The sequence below is a fragment of the Klebsiella sp. P1CD1 genome (assembly GCF_003790505.1).
Classification (GTDB): domain Bacteria; phylum Pseudomonadota; class Gammaproteobacteria; order Enterobacterales; family Enterobacteriaceae; genus Klebsiella; species Klebsiella variicola.
In genome coordinates this window covers 2,279,655-2,297,301 of sequence record NZ_CP033631.1, presented here as the reverse complement: position 1 = coordinate 2,297,301, position 17,647 = coordinate 2,279,655, and the positions used below count along the sequence as shown (strand labels likewise).

Sequence of the window (17,647 nt, the reverse complement as noted above, 5' to 3'; positions counted from 1 at the left end):
AAATTCATTCCTTTAAAACACGCGAACCGGTGGAAATAAGAATAGCGCCACATGAACAGCGATGCCCTTCTAACGCAACAGCTAACCCGTTATCGCAATGTTTTTCATCTCCCTCACTTATACTATTTACACCGTGTGTTGGACATGAGACCAGATCAGACTTACGTGCCACAGATTTACCATCAATGATTATCTGAGATGAGCCCGTTAAGACAGATCCACCATGAGATGTTTTATCACCTACACAAATAGTTTTTTTCATATTCTCATTTATCCAGTCTGATATATTAATTGGCAATAGTAACTTCAGGAAGTCTTTTTAAAATGACAGGATTATAGCCATCAGGGTCATCAACCATTACTGGCTTTCCATTAATCAAGATGCTTTTCCCATTGTCATCAGTTTTTGGTACTTTAGGTATAGCTTTGCCTGTGTCAGGGTCAACAATAACGGTCTGATCTTTTGCGATTATTCTAAATGCAACGTCAAGCGCATCATACCGATAGTATCCATTTATTGACACCAAAGATTCTTTTATATATTTAAGATCTTCAGGAGTTGAATAAGGTATTGAATCAAGCACAATTATCGCATCATATATTTTATCATATAGTAAAATATCATATAATATGCTATGGCGGGTTGAGTTAGGTTCAAAACTAAAACTAGCACATCCAGAGTAAAAATATGTATATAATGAAGAGTCAAAAACTATATTATTTATTACACTGAGACATTTAGATGGGTAATTATTAGTTTCACGTTGCAATAGAAATTGTGAAATTTTACCCTTTCTTTTAACTCTTAATATTCGTTGTTGATGATACCCACCATTAGGAATGTCCTTGTAATAGTTTGCTGGCACTTTGATATTTTTTCCATCAAACAAGCCAAGCCATAGATCCTGTTCTTTATTTACCAACCAATATTCATTACTTGAAAAAACTTTGCTCCTCTGAGAATCAGGTAAATTATTTTGCTTATTTTTGTAATTACGATAATCACCGCGATATTCCTCATCAACACGTTGTTGTTCCTGTCTTGAAAAAATCTCCGAGAATGTCATGGAATTTGTATCCGAGTTGACGCTGGATACTGACTTATCTGACGCATAACAGATTTGTAAGCTTGCCGCTTCTAAAAATAAAAGCGACATGAAAGAATATTTAATAAAAATTCTCATTTCTCATTTTCTTATTAAGGATAATTAAACCCATCGATGAAAGGAGCAGGATCAAGCCTGTTTGCTATACCAGGACCAGGTCTCTCTTTTACTCTAACTTCAAAATGGAGATGAGCACCTAAAGCTATACTGGTCATTCCATTGGCATTACCTGTGCAACCAGTTTCTCCCAATAATTCACCACAACGTACATGGTCTCCCCTCTCTAAACCAGAATGAATTGCAGACAGATGGGCGTAGAAAAAATAAACCTCACTAATTTCACTATCATTACATCTACAAAGCAACGCCTTCTCTAGTGGAAGATCGTCAACCTGAACAATAATACACAACTGTCTGCCATAATCACTACGAGGAGGATCAATTATAAAAGCGATGCGACCATCTGCTACTGAAAATATTGGTGTATTTGGCGCAGCTTCTATATCCAAGCCCTGGTGTTGATAACGACGTCCATTAGAGCGAGTTCTCCATCCCTTAAAAGTAGCACTACGGACTCGAGGAAGAGCATGAGTACGAATCCGGCAAACAGAAAGTGGATTACTCCATGTATTCCCCTCAACGTTTACAGAAGGAGATGGGGTATTTCTTGGCTGCGAATTTGATGGGGTACTTCTTGGCTGCGAATTCATAATAGTTACTGGAGGTAAATCCGTATTTAGAATGTACGTAGAATTAAGTTTCTGAATAATATCTTTGGTGGAGTAATTTTTCATCTTCGGTTCAATTCGGTAATGATCAGGTACGATAATTGAATCGAAATAATTGACCATCCATGCAACAAAAGCGGTCCTCCATGTACTATCAATAGAATAATACCTAATTATCATCTCATTATCTTTTAAATTACCAATTAGTCGGTTATAGAAAACAATATTAGTCGGGATTTTTTCGCCTTTTCCAGGAGTTTCCTTCCCATTCATAATAATGTCATATGCGCCAAATGCCCCATTCATATGAACAAGGTAAGCTATTTTAACTAATTCATCTGATTCAAGAGCACTAACTGCTGATAACTTTAAACTAAGTGAGTCAATCCCTTTTCGATCATACAATCCAATCATATCAATATTGTATTCTGCATTAACCCGTAAAGATAAAACAGTATCTGTATCGATTTCCGTTATAGTTCCGTCAACTGACTCGCCAAAAAGCTTATTATCTCTATATATTAATTTTTGGTATGAGTATTTTTCTGTTATAAACTGATAAACCTTGGATTCAGGTTTAGTGCAGTAAGATAACCATGTATCAGGTTTAAACTGTCCTAACCCTACCGCTCCAGAACCAGTAGGATTGGTCGCATTTGCTTTCCATCTTGACTCTGCATAAATTAATGCAGCAAGTCCCTCTGGCTGGAATTCATATTTTTTAGCTGTTTCAATGATATAATCTCGATATTGTTCTGCCTCTGGAGGAAGGCGTAACCCTTCACTGACATTACCAATATTACTCACACTGGTGGGAGCACCACCTTCGGTTCTCGTGGTTTGATTTACAGAAGGTGTCGGGCTTTCCGCTGTTCTACTTTCTGATGGGCCGGAAGCAGATGAGTCATTTCTCTGTTTCGCCTTTTCTTTTTCCTGTTGTTTGCTCGATTGTTGGGTACCTTGTTTAACTCTGGTACTCCCTTTTATTATCATTTCCCTGGATGATATCCGCAAACTTAACGTTCCCAGCGGCAATTTTTTATGGTCTGCAATCAGAATGTATTCTTTTTTATTTAAATGTTGCAGTTCAACCTTTATACCTTTGGTGCGGTCTTCAATAAGCAGACCAGCGACAACACCAGTGCTGTCTGTTACGTAATCACACGTCTTACCATCAAAAGTGAGTCTGAGTTTTGCATCTCCAAGCGGGCGCCAGACGAGATCGCAAATCCTCAAAGTCAATTGAGCATCATAAACTTTGTCTTTTGATGGTAAACTCAATACCTGACCGGGCTGGATAATATGCTGCTCTGCTTTAGTGAGAAGACCGTTAATATTGGCCAGTTCATTAACATCAATTCCGAATTTACGACTGATTTTCCACAGGCTGTCACCCTTCTGAACTGTATACTGTTCCATGGCTATTCCTTATCTTGTTCGTTTAATTCACCATCATATTGCGGACCATGTTCATCGAAATCCAGGTCATCATCAGTCTCATCCTCAATATCATGCTCATCGTTATAAGAAAAAAGGCTCGTCCATTTATCATCGCCAATTATTGCATGAAAATTTTTACTTTCAGGCTGTTCAAAACAACCTGACTCTCCATCATTAAAAGCAGAGTTCCATATTTGTTCTTTTGATTCACTATCAAAAAGACTCACTTTCATAGTAGATGGCGCAGCATTACCAAGAGCATCTAACAGCATAAAACTCATTGACTGTGGACCACTATCAGGAAGTTCTGGAATATTTGACTGCATAGAAGCTGGGCCACTGTAGAGAAGCTTACTTTGCTTCATCATAATATCACCAGGGCAGCCTAACTCGATGTTTCCTCCGGACAGGCGAATGTATGCCCCGCCAGCACAGTTAAACGTTAAAGTTTTTGCCGCTGTAAAAGTCATACCCTCTGTTGTACTGGTCAGTGAAATATTTTGCTTAGCTATTACTTCAATATTTCCTGACTGAGCCTGTGATATTAGATCGCCTTTGGCTACAATAGCTTCTATGCCCTCAGTTTCGGTAAAGATTGATATTTTTTCAGAAGCGGCAAGAGTAATATTTTTCTTTGCTCCCAGTTCAACATTTTGCCCTGCAGTCATATAAATATTTTCGCTTGCAACTGCCTGAAGATGACTTCCACTGGCTAAAGCAATACCTTCTGGTGCACTCATCAGTAATACAGCCCGCTTTAGCGCAAGTAACTTCTCTTCCATCAGTGCCTGTTGTTGCTCATATTGCAAGAGCTGTGCTTTTGCTGCTGATGCTGCCTGTGAAAGAGACTCCATTTGACTAACGGCTTGCGTCAACAAGGAATGTACCGCAGCCATATCCAGCACTTTCCCTTGTGCCTCAGTCTGGCTGTCCGCAGTAATGAATATCCCTTTCCCCGCCCGGATCCCTCCCCACGAATCGGTACGCAGTTCAAACCCTTCCCCCCTAAGCTTGCGGCTGGCATCAACGTTATGTCCTAAATTCAGCTGCGTCTTGCCGCCGTACTCGGTGCTGAGCTTGATATGCTCCTCGCCGCGCTTATCCTCCATTCGCAGCTTATTATTGGCCGGAGTACGAATCACATTGCGGGTGCTGTTTTTCTCCGTCACAGGGTCGACATGCCGCGAGTCGTGCAGCGCATGCGCAATATACGGCCGGTCAGGATCGCCTTCGTGGAAAGCAATCGCCACCTCCGTGCCCTGGATCAGCGGGAAGTGAAAGCCGTACACGTCGCCGCCGTAGGGTTTGGCGAGACGCACCGGCATGCTTTCCTGACCCTGCCCTTTAACCTCTCTGTCAGCGTCAAATTTCACCCGGTACAGGCCGGACGCATCCTGCCAGGCGTAGATATCATTCGCCTTCGCGCTGGTCACCCGCGCCGTCATGGTGCCAGTCACCTTCGGGCGCGGCAGCAGCGGCGGACGCCAGCACAATGTTTCGCTGTAGGGCACCGCCAGCAGGGACACCCGCAGTGCCTCCCGGCGGCTGGCGGTAAAACCTGTGCCGGTGATTAACAGCGGATCCTGCACGGGCGCAGGCAGGGTCGGTGGGAGGCTGTCGGTAACGGTCAGCACCTGGGCCGGCGCCAGCCAGGCTGCAGTACTGCTCGCGGTAATAAGCGTCTGGTGAGCCAGAAAACGCTCATGGTCGAGACGGGCATAGAAGTTGGCGGTCTCCGTCTGCGGGTCGATTTTATCGCCACGCTCCAGGTGGCGAAGCTTATAGTGGTATACCTCACCGTAAGTGATGCCTTCCCCATTTCCCCGGGTCATATCCGCTGTTGCCGACTGGAGAACGCTCTGCGCATCGCGGGGGTTATAATCCCGGGTAGTGACGTTCGCCTCTACGACGTTACGCGTGATGTTCAGACCCCATATCGATTCCGTACCGCTGTCGCTCATCCCGGACGGGCTGTTTACAGGGAGTGTCTTATCGAACATCAGCGCCCGCTGCGCGTCGGCGAAGTGGACCACTTCGCTCTGGGCCTCTTCCTGCAGGGTGAAGAAATAAAATATCCCCACCTCTGCCAGCAGGCGCTGGATAAATGCCAGGTCGCTCTCCTGATACTGATTAATTTGCTCGCGCCGCGGATAGTGTTGCTTGAGATTAAACTCATACTCCCAGTCATGCAGGTGATGTTCCTGCAATACCTGCTCCACCACCTCCGGTACCGATTTATTCACGAAAAAACGATGGCTACGAAACTGTTTATCCAGCAGGAAGAGAAACGGCTGGAGGGTTATCTGATAGGTCGACTGATCTTCAGAACGATTGACGCGCCGGAAGGTGGTAATCACACCATGGACGCGTTTGCAGTCCGCCAACTGCTGCAGTGCGCCGCCGCCCATCGTCAGCATGGCGGGTTTGCTCAGGAGCTGTGCGGCATCGATGTTTTTCTCTGCGCTGGTAAACGTAATGGTGTAATAATAAAGTTCACTCAGCTTTTCTGCACCACTGAATTCTTCCACATCCAGCGATGCGGTACATGAAGGAATATCCAGCTGGTAACGGTTAAGGGTGGTGCCGGTAATCATTGAAAAGGTATCCATTATATTCCTGTTTTACTCCGCAGTAATGACCACCAAAAATCAATTAACAGGATGCACTGTTTAATTTTTTTTAATGATAATCATCTCATTCATCATAAATATATTTATGTGCATATCGATATCTCAGATACCCCACCAGGAATTTCATAACTAAAAGGAAACCCCAGAGATATTTATATTCACTGACTGAGAAATAAAAAAAGCAGCCAGAAACCGGAACCTTCAACGTTTATCGCCGCCAGCATTTCTCTGGCACTGTCCTTAGCGCTATCCATGCTGATCTCCTTTATCCATCCCCTTTCCTGCGCTTCATCCCCGCAGAGGCCCCGCTTTGCCGACAAGATTGACTGGCTGCAGGCACGCTACCGCCCATCGCTGTTTCCTGTTTATCAGGAACCCGTAGCGCACAGGGTCAGGCAGGCATAATGTTGTTGTTCAACGTCCGCGATCGGGTTCGCGGGTTACTCGGTTTCGTTTTTTAAGGCGTCAGCCCCGGCTCCTGACGTATTAGCCGTGCCCGGCGTCAGACAGGCGTCCTTCTGCGGGACCAGACTGATCTCCACCCGGCGATTTTGCGCCCGCCCCTCTGGCGTCTCGTTGCTGGCGACAGGACGACTTGCGCCGTAGCCCTGCACCGCAAAACAGCTCTCCGGCACATCGCCGGTATCGCGCATCCAGTCGCGGACCGCCTCGGCACGCTTCAGGGAGAGCTGTTGATTGGATCTATCGTTGCCGATGCTGTCGGTATGGCCTGCCACCACGATCAGCCAGCCGGGTTTCGCCTTAATGCCCAGCAGCGAGTTCACCAGCAGCTTTGTCGAACCTGGTTTCAGCGTCGATTTGCCGGTATCGAACAGCGCCATGCTATCGAGGCGGATCGTCTGCGGCCCCTGCACAACCTGCTTAATGACCGGACGCGGCGGCAGGGGCGGCGCCCAGGCATTGATAGCGGCTTCCACGAAGGGGATCAGCCGCATCCCCTGATACAGCCCCAGCCGGTAACGCAACGGCTCTCCCCGGCGCAGCCAGTCATCCAGCTGGCGGCTGTCGGTACGCAGACGCTGCTGCGCCTGCAGCTTCGGCATCGGCGGCGTGCCGCTGAGGCGGTAGTACACCGCCAGATGATCGCCGACGCTGCGCACCAGGCTCTGGTTGTTGATAAAGGAAGCCAGCATCGCCAGCGCCAGAAAGAGGAAGCCCACGCCAGCGGCAAGACCGGCATCGCGCATCCGGCGGCTGACCCCGTGGCGGTGCGGCAGTGACGACAGAAGAAGATCCGGCAGCGGGTGAGGACCTGGCGCCGCGGCGTTGCCCGGGGAGAGCGTGGTGATCCCGGCGATTTGCTGTTGCCAGAGGTTATTTGCCACCGCCGCCACCGGTGTCAGGCAGATGCCCGCGGCACACAGGCTCAGCGGAGGAAGTTCCGCCTGCCGGGCGCGGAATGGCCGGAAAAGAGCGTTTTCGGCCAAGGTCAGAATGCTCTCCAGCCACAGCGTCTGATACAGGCGTGAATCAGGGCTCCCCTCCCGCTGCCACTCGGCAACCGACTGGGGCGCTTGCCCCTTCTGCTGCACCTGGAGACTAGGCCTCTCCGGCGTGACGGTAAACCAGCGGCTTTCCCCTGCCTGGCCGCCTGGTGGCGTCACCCAGAACACGCTCCACACCAGCGGCAGACCGTTTAGCCAGGTTCGGCACTGAACGATACTCCGCCGCCAGTCGCGTAGCGACTGCGCCAGTTGCTCCCCGGAGGGGTGGTGCTCCGGTACCACCGCCAGCAGCACGGAAACCTGCGATACCAGCGCCGGACGCGCCGCCGCCAGGTACTGCGCCAGCCGCGGCAACTGCTCCGCGCTGTCTCCCCGTAGATACCAGCCGTGACGGGTTTCGCAGTGCGCCGAACGCCCGGGAAACAGACTGTCGGTATCCCCGCAGACCAGAACCACCGCCCCCTGAAAATCCTCGGGCGGCAGGACGATTTCCGATCGCTGACGGCTGACTGCCCGGCGACGCTGACGCCAGAGCGCCGCGCCGCCCACCAGCAGGATGCACAGACTGACGATCACCTGGTTGCCGATGGACAGCGGCCAGAAGCCCAGCACCAGCCACAGGGCCAGGATGACGGTCAGTAGCGTAAGCAGACGACGGGCGTTATCACGCATCTCTTATCCCTGCCCTGCTATCTTCGCCACCATCTGTGACAGCACGGCGGAGAAGGTCAACCACAGCGCGGCCAGCGCCACAATGCCAACCGCCCAGCCGCACCAGTACATCCGCCGTCCGCTGCGCAGCCGGGAGGCACGAACCACCACCGGCGCCTCCTGGGTCAGGCTGAACGGCGGGACCCGTGCGCCAAGCGCATGCGCCACGTCCTCACGCCGTTCGTCATCCTGGGCGCGGTACTGCCCGACAAATCCCAGTTGCAAAGTACGATAGAAACAAGTCAGCACCGCCGCATCCGCCGTGGGCTCTCGCAGCAGCTGGCGGATCCGTTCCCAGAGCTCTTCCCCGGCGTTGAGAGTGCTGAAAAAGCGCGCCTGCAGCGGATCCTTGCGCCACCTGCGGTAGCCATCATCCTGACTGGCGCGGTTGAGGACGCTCTCATCGAGCAGCGCGCAGTAGGCATAGAGCATCTGTTCAGCGCTGGTGTCACTGATTCCTGCCGCCGTCAGCGCCTCGCGCGCCTCGGTCACCCATCGACAGGCCTGACGATAGAGCGCCTCGCCATCGGTCACCGGCTGGCCGCAGCGTAACTGGCTGACCATCAGCCAGCCCGGGTAAAAAGTTTTGTTGATCAGATCGCTTTCAGAGGTATTCATGAGCGCAGTACCGCAAAGAGTTCAAGTTTCACGTCGCCAAGCGATTCCGGGGTATAGAAGGTGCAGTTGCCGGCCTCCAGCATCGCGCGGGCGGCATCGGTGGAGAGATCCAGAGCGAAATATTGGTTTTCCAGACGTAGCGGAATGGCCGCTGGCACGTGGCTCAGCGGTTTGATCGCGATGCCGCTGAGGGCAATATTGACGACCTCAGCGACATCATCATGGCTACCCGCCTTACAAAGCTGCGGAAAGCGGCTCTGTAGCTGGTGAGGGGGGAGTGAAGAGCGCACCGACAGATAAAAATCCGCCCCCTCGCGCAGTCGCGCATCGTGCAGCCTGCCCCGCCAGATCTCCCGGTCGGCTCCCTGCTCCAGAGCGATGGCGATCACCCTTGAGGGCAGGCTGACTTCGAGCAGCGTATCCAGCAGGGCAAACAGCGGCGGGAATACCTGCTCCGGCGAGGCATGCCGGTAGCGGGGGATAGCTTCCAGATGATGTTCAAGGGAGAAGGTAATCAGACTGCCGGCCAGCCTGGTCAGTTCGCGATAGAGCAGCTCCGGATGGCGCGAAGGGTCCTGATGCAGCTCGCTGAGCACCGGCTCGGCGCTGTTCAGCGCGTTGAGCAGCCAGAACAGGGAAACATCCGCCACGGCAAAATCAGCCATTCGCGCATTACTTTCACGGCGCATGGCCATCAGGCGTCTGCGTCGGGCCTGCAGGCGATGTAACAGCTCGCCCAGCTCACTGACCAGCGTCGGGCTTGCCGCCAGCGACAGCAGCGGCGGTATGAATTCCGGGTCAACGATCCACTGCCCCTGGGCGTCGCGTACCAGACGCGCTACCGGGCAGGTGAGGAAGGCCGCGTTTTCTTCGGTGGAGAGACGCAGCGTCAGCGCGTGCCGCAGGACGGCCAGCTCGCTGCGTTCATGGCCGGCCAGCTCCTGCACGGTCACCTGCTCGGCGCGCCAGCGGCGCGGGCGGGCGCTCTCCTGGCCGTCATCAAGATTGCCGCCGCTGGCGCTGAGCAGCGGCAGAGCAAGCACAACCTCCACGCTGTCCAGCATCACGCCCGAGACATCACGGACCGGTGGCAGAGTATCCGCCAGCTCGGTGTCAATCAGCGTTCCGTCGGCGAAACGCACGATCAGCCGGGTGGCGTTGAGCCGGGAAAGGGTGAGCGCGCTGGCGTCAAACTCCGCGCGCAAGACCCCCCACGGGTGGGCGAGCGCCATGCGGGAGACCGTATCCGCGACGTGCGCATCCCAGCGGGCCTGTTGCTGAAACTGCTGCGGGACCAGAAAAGCCCCGTCGCGCCATAATGGGCGGAAAATCTTCATTGCACCTCCTGTGCCTTTCGCTTTCATCTGTCTGCAGACAGGACCAAATGCCCGGTCGGATATCCTTCATCCGCCGTACGTTCGCCTCAGCCTCTGCCTTTGCTCTGGCCTGTTCATCACTAGCGGTTTTTCTCCCGAACGTCGTTCGGCTCGATTTATTGCCTGCCGCTTCAGGGAAAGGAAATATCAACTCTGCCCGCGAGGGTTTCGAAGTCAGATGGTATTCTTTGTACAAGGGAGGTTTATCATAAAGCGAAAAAGCCAGGGGAGGTAACGCCTGGCCCTAAATAATATCTGAATTCAACCTACGACTGCTTTTATGGCTCTTGTTTAATCCATTGAGAAGGAATATTCCATAAGCTATCGTTTTATTATTTCCCCATTGAGTGTTAATTAGCGAATTAATCCCTCCGTCAGGATTATTTATATTGATCTTAAATATAAATAATAATAAAAATATCATCGCGATCGATATACCTTCATTAGCGCCGAGGCCAAAGCTTTCCCCAGCATCAGAGAGATGCCCGGAGGAGTGCCCCGCCCCACCCGGCCATTGTCAGGCGCTGAATTACGCCGTATTTTGGTTTTCCGCTCCGCTGTGGGCGGGTATCAGGGCGAACGAGAGAGAGAAAATGAAACCGCTATTTGTCTATGGGACGCTCTGTCCCGGTCGCAGCAATGCGCACATTCTGGAGGCGATCGGGGGCGAGTGGCGTCCCGGCTACGTCACTGGCACCTTTTACGCGCGCGGCTGGGGCGCAGCCGCCGATTTTCCGGGGATCGTCCTCAACGCTCACGGCCCACGGGTCAACGGCTATCTGTTCCTGTCCGATCGTCTGGCGGCGCACTGGCCCATGCTGGACGACTTTGAGGAGGGGTACGATCGGGTGCCGGTGGAGGTGACCACCGACGATGGACAACAGGTCAGCGCCTGGATTTATCAGCTTCAGCCCCGGGAGTAATCCCCGCCGCGAACGCGCTATACAATACAGCAGCCCAGCGCGTTCACGGCTTTGCGGTCAGTCCGCCAGGCTTTCCGCCACTGGAGTCACCAGCGCCTTCTTCTCAGCCCAGCAGGCAACGTTATCGAGCACCAGTTGCGCCATCGCCGCGCGGGTACTCCAGGTGGCGCTGGCCATATGCGGTGTGACGACCACATTACTGCGCTGCAGCAGCCCGGCCGGTACCGCCGGTTCATGGCTGAAGACATCCAGCCCCGCCCCGGCGATAATCCCGCTCTCCAGCGCGGCAACCAGCGCGGGCTCATCAATCACGCTGCCGCGCGAGATATTGATGAGGATCCCTTTCTCCCCCAGCGCCGCCAGCACCGGCTGGTTAATGAGCCCCTGGTTTGCCGCCGTTCCCGGCGTGCAGATAACCAGAAAATCACTCTCCGCGGCCAGGGTCAGCAGATCTTCCCGCCAGGCATAATTTAGCGCCGGGAGACGCTTGCGGTCATGATAAGCAATCTGCATGGCGAACCCCTCGCAGCGCCGGGCGATGGCCTGGCCGATGCGCCCCATGCCCACGATGCCGACCCGCGAACCGGAGACTTTTTGCGTCCACGGAAAACCGCCCGCCGCCCACTCGCCCGCTTCGATAAACTTGTGGGCGGCGACGATCTGCCGCGAGGTCGCCAGCATCAGGCCCAGCGCCAGATCCGCCACATCGTCGGTTAACACCCCCGGCGTATGGCTGACCCGCACCTGGTGCTCTGCAGCCGCCTGCACATCCACGCCGTCATAGCCGACGCCAAAGACGGCGATCAGCTCCAGCGCGGGCAGGCTGGCGATCAGCGCTCGCGTCACGGTGGCTTCGCCGTTGGTGATGAGCACGGTAAAGGTGCCGGCCAGCGCGCGAAAGTCGGCGTCAGTGAGTGCGGTCAGCTCCACGAGGTGATAGCGTCGCGCCAGTTCCGCAGTCAGGGCATCCGGGAGCGACGCCTGTTTTAACACGTTCAGTTTCATAGCTTATCTTCTTTCAGAGTGTGGAAGGCGGAGGGTTTCTGGCCGCTCCGGGAGACGATGATGCCGATAATCCCGCCAAGGGCCAGCGCCACGGCGACGATCAGCAGTCCGGAGTGATAGCTGTTGGTCAGGTCCTTAATCTTCCCGAGCAGCGGCGGCAAGCCTAAGCCGACAAAATTGGCGATGGTGTTGATAAATGCAATGGAGGCCGCGGCCGCCACGCCCGCCAGCTTCTCGGTGGTCACCGCCCAGAACACCGGCGTTAGCGCGAAATTAAAGCCCACGGTGAGCACCAGCAGCAGATAGGCAACCAGCAGGTTGCCGGCATAGATGGCGACAGCCAGCGAGAGACCGGCCAGAATCAGCGGCAGCCCCATATGCCACGCCCGCTCGCCGGTCAGATCCGAATGACGGCCATTGAGGTACATAAACAGGCAGGCGAAAATAAACGGCACCGCGGACAGCAGACTAATAACCACATCGCTCTGCTCGCTGGCCATACTTTTGAGGATCAGCGGTAAGAAAAGCGTGATGCCGATGGAGCCGAACGCCTGCAGAAACCAGACCAGACTCAGCAGGAGTACCACTTTATTTTTCAGCGCACTGAACCAGGAGGCGTGTTGATTAACTACCGCGCCGCGGTTATCAGCGGCAATCTGCGCCGTCAGCCAGCCTTTCTCCGCCTCAGAGAGCCAGGCCGCCTTTTGCGGGCTGGAAGGTAGCAGCCAGAGCACCAGCGCCCCCAGCACGATGGCGGGAACCCCTTCAATGGCGAACAACCAGCGCCAGCCGGCGACATCGGCAATGCCATGCATATTTAAAATCAGCCCCGAGACGGGCAGCCCGATGATCGACGCCAGCACCGATCCCATATAAAAGAACGACATCGCCCGCGCCCGGTTGCGCTTCGGAAACCAGCAGGAGATATAGTAAATAATCCCTGGGGTGAATCCCGCCTCCGCCATGCCGAGTAAAAAACGCATAATATAAAGCTGGGTCGGCGTCTGGACGAACGCCATGCCGGCGCTCACCATTCCCCAGGTGATCATTATTCTGGCGATCCAGATCCGCGCCCCCACCCGGGTCATGATCAGGTTGCTGGGAATTTCGAAAATAATATAGGAAATATAAAACATGCCGACCCCAAGGCCGTACATGCTGGCCGTTAATCCCAGATCGGCGTTCATTTGCAGCGCGGCAATGGAAATATTGGTTTTATCAAGATTGGCGACAAAATAGCAGATAATAATAAAGGGGATGATTTTGCTGTTTAGCTTTTTTAATGTAGAAGTACAGAGTTCAATGCTCATAATAATAACCCCATGACTTTGCCTCGGGCAGGGGAAGACCGCCCGCGCCAGGCAAAGATTGATATTAAGAATCGCAGCAGGTATTAACCGGGGACTACCACTCGGCGACCACGCCATCGGCAAGGCGCCAGACGGGGTTCCGCCAGTCAGGAGCGCGTCGGCTCATCTCGATCACTTTCTCTTCGTCGATGTCGACCCCCAGCCCCGGCTTCATTAACGGCTTAAAGTACCCACCCTCCATATTGAAATCGGCTTTGTTTTTCACGAAGTCGAGTAACTCGGCGCCCTGGTTATAGTGGATCCCCATGCTCTGCTCCTGGAAGACAGCGTTGTAGGAAACAAAGTCCACGTGCAGACAGGCGGCCAGCGCGATGGGGCCTAACGGGCAGTGCGGAGCCAGCGACACGTCCGCCGCTTCCGCCATACCGGCGATTTTGAAGCATTCGGTGATGCCGCCGGCGTGAGAGAGATCGGGCTGCAGAATAGCCAGCCCGCCGGCCTCCAGCACCCGCTTGAACTCAAAGCGCGAGAACATGCGCTCACCGGCGGCCAGCGGGATCGCGGTTTGCGCCGCCAGCCGCGGGTAGTACTCCGCCTGCTCGGCCAGCACCGGCTCTTCGATAAACAGCGGCCGATAGGGTTCCAGCTCTTTAATCAGCAGTTTCGCCATCGGCGCGCTGACGCGGCCATGAAAATCGAGGCCAAATTCAATGTCGTTGCCAAATGCTTCGCGGATCTGCGCCACCGTGTTCACCGCCGCATCCACCGTGCGCGAACTGTCAATCATCCCCATTTCCTGACAGCCGTTGAGTTTGAAGGTATCAAACCCCATCCCGCGCAGCGTCTTAATCCCGGCAATGACCTCGGCAGGCCTGTCTCCTCCTACCCAGCTGTAGGCTTTGATTTTATCGCGCACCAGGCCGCCCAGCAGCTGCCAGACCGGCGCATTTAACGCCTTCCCTTTGATGTCCCACAGCGCCTGGTCAATACCGGCGATCGCGCTCATCAGGATCGGTCCGCCGCGATAAAAGCCGGCGCGGTACATGACCTGCCACAGATCGTTGATCCGCGCCGGATCCTGGCCAATCAGATAGTCCCCCAGCTCATGTACCGCCGCCTCCACGGTGCGCGCCCGGCCTTCGACGATCGGCTCGCCCCAGCCGACTATCCCCTCGTCGGTTTCAATCTTGAGGAACATCCAGCGCGGGGGTAAACGCCAGGTGGTCAGTTTGGTTATTTTCATTTCACAGCCTCTTGATACGCCCTAACAAATGCGGCGGCCTGCTCTGCGGTCCGCGTTACCGGCTGACCGGCGCGATAGAGATCGCTGCCCAGCCCCGCGCCCGCACAACCGGCCTCGATCCATTGCGCCAGGTTTTCCGGCGTGACGCCGCCGACCGCAAATACCGGCACCGACGCGGGCAAAACCGCTTTCAGCGCCCTGATGTAGTCGGGGCCAAACGCCGAAGAGGGAAAAATCTTCAGCGCCTGCGCCCCGGCCTCCAGCGCGGTAAACGCCTCGCTTGCCGTCGCGCAGCCGGCGCAGACGGTCATTCCGTGCCCGACGGCCCGGCGGATCACCGCCGGCTGCACATTGGGGGTCACCACCAGCCGCGCCCCAAGCTGCGCCAGCCGATCGACCTGCGCTTCCTGCAGCACCGTTCCGGCGCCAATCAGCGCCTGCGCGCCGTAGGCCTCGACCACGGCCGGGATGCTCTGCTGCCATTGCGGTGAATTGAGCGGGATCTCCACGGTGTCGAACCCGGCGGCGATCGCCGCGCCGACGTGCGCCAGCGCCTCGTCAGGGGTGATGCCGCGCAGAATAGCGATCAGCGGAAGTGAGGTTTGCCACTGCATGTACGATGCTCCTTATACCAGCCAGAAAGGCATCGTCGCCCGACACTGTCGTCACCTGGCGGCCCAGCAGCTGAAATGCCTGCTGATAGCGCGCGGAGAGGGACGGGCCGGCAACGATCGCGATAGCCTGTTCGTCGGCAATGAAGGCGCGCATGCTGGCCACCTCCGCGCCAATTAACAGGCCGGATAGATACTCGCTCACCTGCTCCCGGGCCAGCGCCCCCAACAGGTGCGCGGCGCGGGTCTCAAAAAGCTGTGGCAACACCGCGGGCGCGGCCAGGCCGCGCGCCAGCCCGGCGTGAAACGCCGCCGGCGCAGCCTGCTGCTCGGGTAATCCCGCACCGATCAGGGAGTGCGTCAGCAGCAGATGGTGCAGTTCGCCGGTCATCACCGTGCGAAAGTCCTCAATCCGCCGGCCGTCGGTTTTGACCCATTTGCAATGGGTGCCGGGCATGACGTACACCGCCGCAGGGGCCAGCAGGCGTGCGCCGAGGAGCTGTGTCTCTTCGCCGCGCATGACGTTGTGGTGGTCTTCGCGGGAAGTGCAAAGCCCGGGGACAATCCAGATCCCTTCATCTACGGCGGTCAACTGGTCGCCAATGGCCGTGAAATCGGCGGGAAGCGGTAAATAGGGCGCGTTCTTCCAGCCCACGTTGCTGCCTACCATTCCCGCCATGACCACCGGGGTACGCCCCTCGCGCCAGCCATGGATTTGTGTCGCTAACACCGCTGCCGGCGATTGACCGTTCAGGCGGGCGATCCCCGCCGCCGACTGTCGGCTGTCGAGGCAGCGTTCGCCCTCAAACAGCCAGGCGCGAAAATTGGTCGATCCCCAGTCAACAGCGATGTAGCGAGATGTCATGTGATTTCCTTCAGTCTTCGTGTCGAGCTGGCGATCATGGTGAGCGCCGCCTGCTCTGCCGCGTTGCTGTCCTGATGGCGAATCGCATCGAACAGCGCTTTATGTTCCTGGAGCGTTTGCGGCATGTTGGCCTCATCCCCCATCCAGGTCCGTTCAAATATCGCGCGCTGCAGCGAGCTAATCGCCACGCTGAGCTGCTGCAGCACCGGGTTATGCACTGACGCCAGCACCGCTTCGTGATAGCGAATGTCGGCTTCATTAAAGGCATCGCGCTGCTGGTTGTTGGCGATCATGTCATTCAGCGCCGCCTCAATCTGCGCCAGATCGCTGGAGGTGGCCCGCTCTGCCGCCCAGCGGGCTATCGCCGGCTCCACCAGATTACGCACTTCGCTCATCGCCGCGATGAGCCCCGGGTCTTCATCCTGTTCCAGCGCCCATTGCAATACGTCGCTGTCGAGGAAATTCCACTGGCTGCGCGGCGCGACGAAGGCGCCGCGATAGCGTTTCATCTCAATCAAGCGCTTCGCCTCCAGCGAGCGAAAGACTTCGCGGATGATGTTGCGGGAGGTGGCAAACTCCTCGCACAGGTCAGCCTCCGCCGGCAGCGCCGCGCCGGGAAGATATTTGCCGCTCACAATCTGGCGGCCCAGGGTCACCATCAGCCGATCGGTTTTAGTCAGGTTCATAGCGTGTCCTTAACGGGGTTATGCCCGGTTACTTTACTCCGTTTAGCGCATTTCCACCCAGTCTGGTAGTACAAACGTGAACCTGTTCATCCTTGCCTGTGACACATAGTAGTACTATTAATAAAAATTGTACTACAATCCAGATCACAAAAAAGACAATCCATCACAAAAAAGGATCGTCGGCATGCCAAAAATGGTGGCGATGATCCTTCGCCGGGGACGGGAAAGATGGGCCTGCGAGGCTGGGTTAACGCGGCTTCGGCGGGGGGCTGGCAGGCTAATCGGGGTAACGAACGGTGGGTAGTCTGGCGTCGTTTCGGCCAATGCAGGTATACTTGGCAGATGTTTCCTCAGTTTCAGACACGCAGATGACAAAACTCACCTTACAAGAGCAGATGCTCAAAGCCGGCCTGGTCAGCAGCAAAAAAATGGCTAAAGTCCAGAGGACGGCAAAAAAATCCCGCGTTCAGGCCCGTGAGGCCCGGGAAGCGGTGGAAGAAAATAAAAAAGCTCAGCTGGAGCGCGATAAGCAGCTCAGCGAGCAGCAAAAGCAGGCGGTGCTGGCGAAAGAGTATAAAGCCCAGGTGAAGCAGTTGATCGAGATGAACCGCATTACGGTCGCCCGGGGCGATATCGGCTTTAACTTCACCGATAATAATCTGATCAAAAAAATCATGGTCGACAAGACCACCCAGACCCAGCTGATTAACGGCCGTCTGGCGATTGCCCGCCTGGCGGTGGATAACAAGCCCGAAGGTGAATACGCGATTATTCCGGCGGTGGTGGCCGAGAAAATCGCCCAGCGCGACGCCAGCAGCATCGTGTTGCACAGCGCCCTGAGTCAGGATGAGCAGGATGAAGACGATCCGTACGCCGACTTTAAGGTGCCCGACGATCTGATGTGGTAACCCCGGGCTTTCTCGCCGCGG

15 protein-coding genes and 1 pseudogene are annotated in these 17,647 nt (G+C 55.0%); 2 read left to right on the top strand and 14 right to left on the bottom strand.

Annotated features, from left to right (window positions below):
* Positions 1-4 precede the first annotated feature (4 nt).
* The 8 genes and pseudogenes from DTA24_RS11485 to tssK all read right to left on the bottom strand — a co-directional run bounded on the left by DTA24_RS11485 (position 5) and on the right by tssK (position 10,036).
* Positions 5-262: a PAAR domain-containing protein gene (locus DTA24_RS11485; RefSeq protein WP_071787515.1), complete on the bottom strand. Its 258-nt coding sequence runs from the start codon at positions 260-262 to the stop codon at positions 5-7.
* 25 nt (positions 263-287) lie between these two features.
* On the bottom strand, positions 288-1,184 hold the full coding sequence (locus tag DTA24_RS11480) for a hypothetical protein (protein WP_164481327.1): 897 nt from the start codon (positions 1,182-1,184) through the stop codon (positions 288-290).
* 14 nt (positions 1,185-1,198) lie between these two features.
* Positions 1,199-3,253, bottom strand: coding sequence for a peptidoglycan DD-metalloendopeptidase family protein (locus DTA24_RS11475; protein ID WP_123836831.1), 2,055 nt, complete (start codon positions 3,251-3,253; stop codon positions 1,199-1,201).
* Between the two features lie 2 nt (positions 3,254-3,255).
* A complete protein-coding gene (locus DTA24_RS11470) occupies positions 3,256-5,883 on the bottom strand; it encodes a type VI secretion system Vgr family protein (RefSeq protein WP_123836830.1) in 2,628 nt (875 codons plus the stop codon).
* A 150-nt stretch (positions 5,884-6,033) separates the two neighbouring features.
* Positions 6,034-6,158 (bottom strand): annotated as a pseudogene (locus DTA24_RS28110) (hypothetical protein).
* 186 nt (positions 6,159-6,344) lie between these two features.
* Positions 6,345-8,042: an OmpA family protein gene (locus DTA24_RS11465; RefSeq protein WP_123836829.1), complete on the bottom strand. Its 1,698-nt coding sequence runs from the start codon at positions 8,040-8,042 to the stop codon at positions 6,345-6,347.
* 3 nt (positions 8,043-8,045) lie between these two features.
* The gene (gene tssL / locus DTA24_RS11460; protein WP_012541320.1) at positions 8,046-8,699 is read right to left on the bottom strand and encodes a type VI secretion system protein TssL, short form; all 654 of its coding nucleotides are present in this window, start codon (positions 8,697-8,699) and stop codon (positions 8,046-8,048) included.
* Positions 8,696-10,036 carry a type VI secretion system baseplate subunit TssK gene (gene tssK, locus DTA24_RS11455; RefSeq protein ID WP_123836828.1) on the bottom strand — a complete coding sequence of 447 codons (1,341 nt, stop codon included), beginning with the start codon at positions 10,034-10,036 and terminating at the stop codon, positions 8,696-8,698. The genes tssL and tssK overlap by 4 nt, the downstream gene beginning before the upstream one ends.
* Positions 10,037-10,668: 632 nt before the next feature.
* Between tssK and DTA24_RS11445 the strand changes: the two genes are divergently transcribed.
* Positions 10,669-10,998 carry a gamma-glutamylcyclotransferase family protein gene (locus DTA24_RS11445; protein WP_008804357.1) on the top strand — a complete coding sequence of 110 codons (330 nt, stop codon included), beginning with the start codon at positions 10,669-10,671 and terminating at the stop codon, positions 10,996-10,998.
* Between the two features lie 57 nt (positions 10,999-11,055).
* On the opposite strand, the gene DTA24_RS11440 is transcribed toward DTA24_RS11445, so the two are convergent.
* From DTA24_RS11440 to dgoR, 6 genes are all read right to left on the bottom strand, one after another.
* Positions 11,056-12,003, bottom strand: coding sequence for a 2-hydroxyacid dehydrogenase (locus DTA24_RS11440; RefSeq protein ID WP_012967808.1), 948 nt, complete (start codon positions 12,001-12,003; stop codon positions 11,056-11,058).
* Positions 12,000-13,313 carry an MFS transporter gene (locus DTA24_RS11435; RefSeq protein ID WP_043875087.1) on the bottom strand — a complete coding sequence of 438 codons (1,314 nt, stop codon included), beginning with the start codon at positions 13,311-13,313 and terminating at the stop codon, positions 12,000-12,002. The genes DTA24_RS11440 and DTA24_RS11435 overlap by 4 nt, the downstream gene beginning before the upstream one ends.
* A 94-nt stretch (positions 13,314-13,407) precedes the next feature.
* The gene (dgoD, locus tag DTA24_RS11430; RefSeq protein ID WP_023322864.1) at positions 13,408-14,556 is read right to left on the bottom strand and encodes a galactonate dehydratase; all 1,149 of its coding nucleotides are present in this window, start codon (positions 14,554-14,556) and stop codon (positions 13,408-13,410) included.
* Positions 14,553-15,170, bottom strand: coding sequence for a 2-dehydro-3-deoxy-6-phosphogalactonate aldolase (locus DTA24_RS11425; protein WP_023340379.1), 618 nt, complete (start codon positions 15,168-15,170; stop codon positions 14,553-14,555). Before DTA24_RS11425 ends, dgoD begins: the two co-directional genes overlap by 4 nt.
* Complete coding sequence (locus tag DTA24_RS11420) at positions 15,115-16,032, bottom strand: 2-dehydro-3-deoxygalactonokinase (RefSeq protein ID WP_064180429.1); 918 nt, start codon at positions 16,030-16,032, stop codon at positions 15,115-15,117. Before DTA24_RS11420 ends, DTA24_RS11425 begins: the two co-directional genes overlap by 56 nt.
* Positions 16,029-16,718, bottom strand: coding sequence for a D-galactonate utilization transcriptional regulator DgoR (gene dgoR, locus DTA24_RS11415; protein ID WP_022066201.1), 690 nt, complete (start codon positions 16,716-16,718; stop codon positions 16,029-16,031). Before dgoR ends, DTA24_RS11420 begins: the two co-directional genes overlap by 4 nt.
* 368 nt (positions 16,719-17,086) lie before the next feature.
* On the opposite strand from dgoR, the gene DTA24_RS11410 reads away from it, so the two are divergent.
* On the top strand, positions 17,087-17,626 hold the full coding sequence (locus DTA24_RS11410) for a DUF2058 domain-containing protein (RefSeq protein ID WP_012967804.1): 540 nt from the start codon (positions 17,087-17,089) through the stop codon (positions 17,624-17,626).
* The last annotated feature ends 21 nt before the right edge of the window (positions 17,627-17,647 follow it).

What these genes read in the sequence shown, in the direction of transcription:
- DTA24_RS11445 (WP_008804357.1), top strand. Translation starts at nt 10,669, where the DNA reads ATGAAACCGCTATTTGTCTATGGGACGCTCTGTCCCGGTCGCAGCAAT.
- tssK (WP_123836828.1), bottom strand. Translation starts at nt 10,036, where the DNA reads ATGAAGATTTTCCGCCCATTATGGCGCGACGGGGCTTTTCTGGTCCCG.
- DTA24_RS11485 (WP_071787515.1), bottom strand. Translation starts at nt 262, where the DNA reads ATGAAAAAAACTATTTGTGTAGGTGATAAAACATCTCATGGTGGATCT.
- DTA24_RS11410 (WP_012967804.1), top strand. Translation starts at nt 17,087, where the DNA reads ATGACAAAACTCACCTTACAAGAGCAGATGCTCAAAGCCGGCCTGGTC.
- dgoD (WP_023322864.1), bottom strand. Translation starts at nt 14,556, where the DNA reads ATGAAAATAACCAAACTGACCACCTGGCGTTTACCCCCGCGCTGGATG.
- DTA24_RS11435 (WP_043875087.1), bottom strand. Translation starts at nt 13,313, where the DNA reads ATGAGCATTGAACTCTGTACTTCTACATTAAAAAAGCTAAACAGCAAA.
- tssL (WP_012541320.1), bottom strand. Translation starts at nt 8,699, where the DNA reads ATGAATACCTCTGAAAGCGATCTGATCAACAAAACTTTTTACCCGGGC.
- DTA24_RS11475 (WP_123836831.1), bottom strand. Translation starts at nt 3,253, where the DNA reads ATGGAACAGTATACAGTTCAGAAGGGTGACAGCCTGTGGAAAATCAGT.
- DTA24_RS11480 (WP_164481327.1), bottom strand. Translation starts at nt 1,184, where the DNA reads ATGAGAATTTTTATTAAATATTCTTTCATGTCGCTTTTATTTTTAGAA.
- DTA24_RS11465 (WP_123836829.1), bottom strand. Translation starts at nt 8,042, where the DNA reads ATGCGTGATAACGCCCGTCGTCTGCTTACGCTACTGACCGTCATCCTG.
- DTA24_RS11420 (WP_064180429.1), bottom strand. Translation starts at nt 16,032, where the DNA reads ATGACATCTCGCTACATCGCTGTTGACTGGGGATCGACCAATTTTCGC.
- dgoR (WP_022066201.1), bottom strand. Translation starts at nt 16,718, where the DNA reads ATGAACCTGACTAAAACCGATCGGCTGATGGTGACCCTGGGCCGCCAG.
- DTA24_RS11470 (WP_123836830.1), bottom strand. Translation starts at nt 5,883, where the DNA reads ATGGATACCTTTTCAATGATTACCGGCACCACCCTTAACCGTTACCAG.
- DTA24_RS11440 (WP_012967808.1), bottom strand. Translation starts at nt 12,003, where the DNA reads ATGAAACTGAACGTGTTAAAACAGGCGTCGCTCCCGGATGCCCTGACT.
- DTA24_RS11425 (WP_023340379.1), bottom strand. Translation starts at nt 15,170, where the DNA reads ATGCAGTGGCAAACCTCACTTCCGCTGATCGCTATTCTGCGCGGCATC.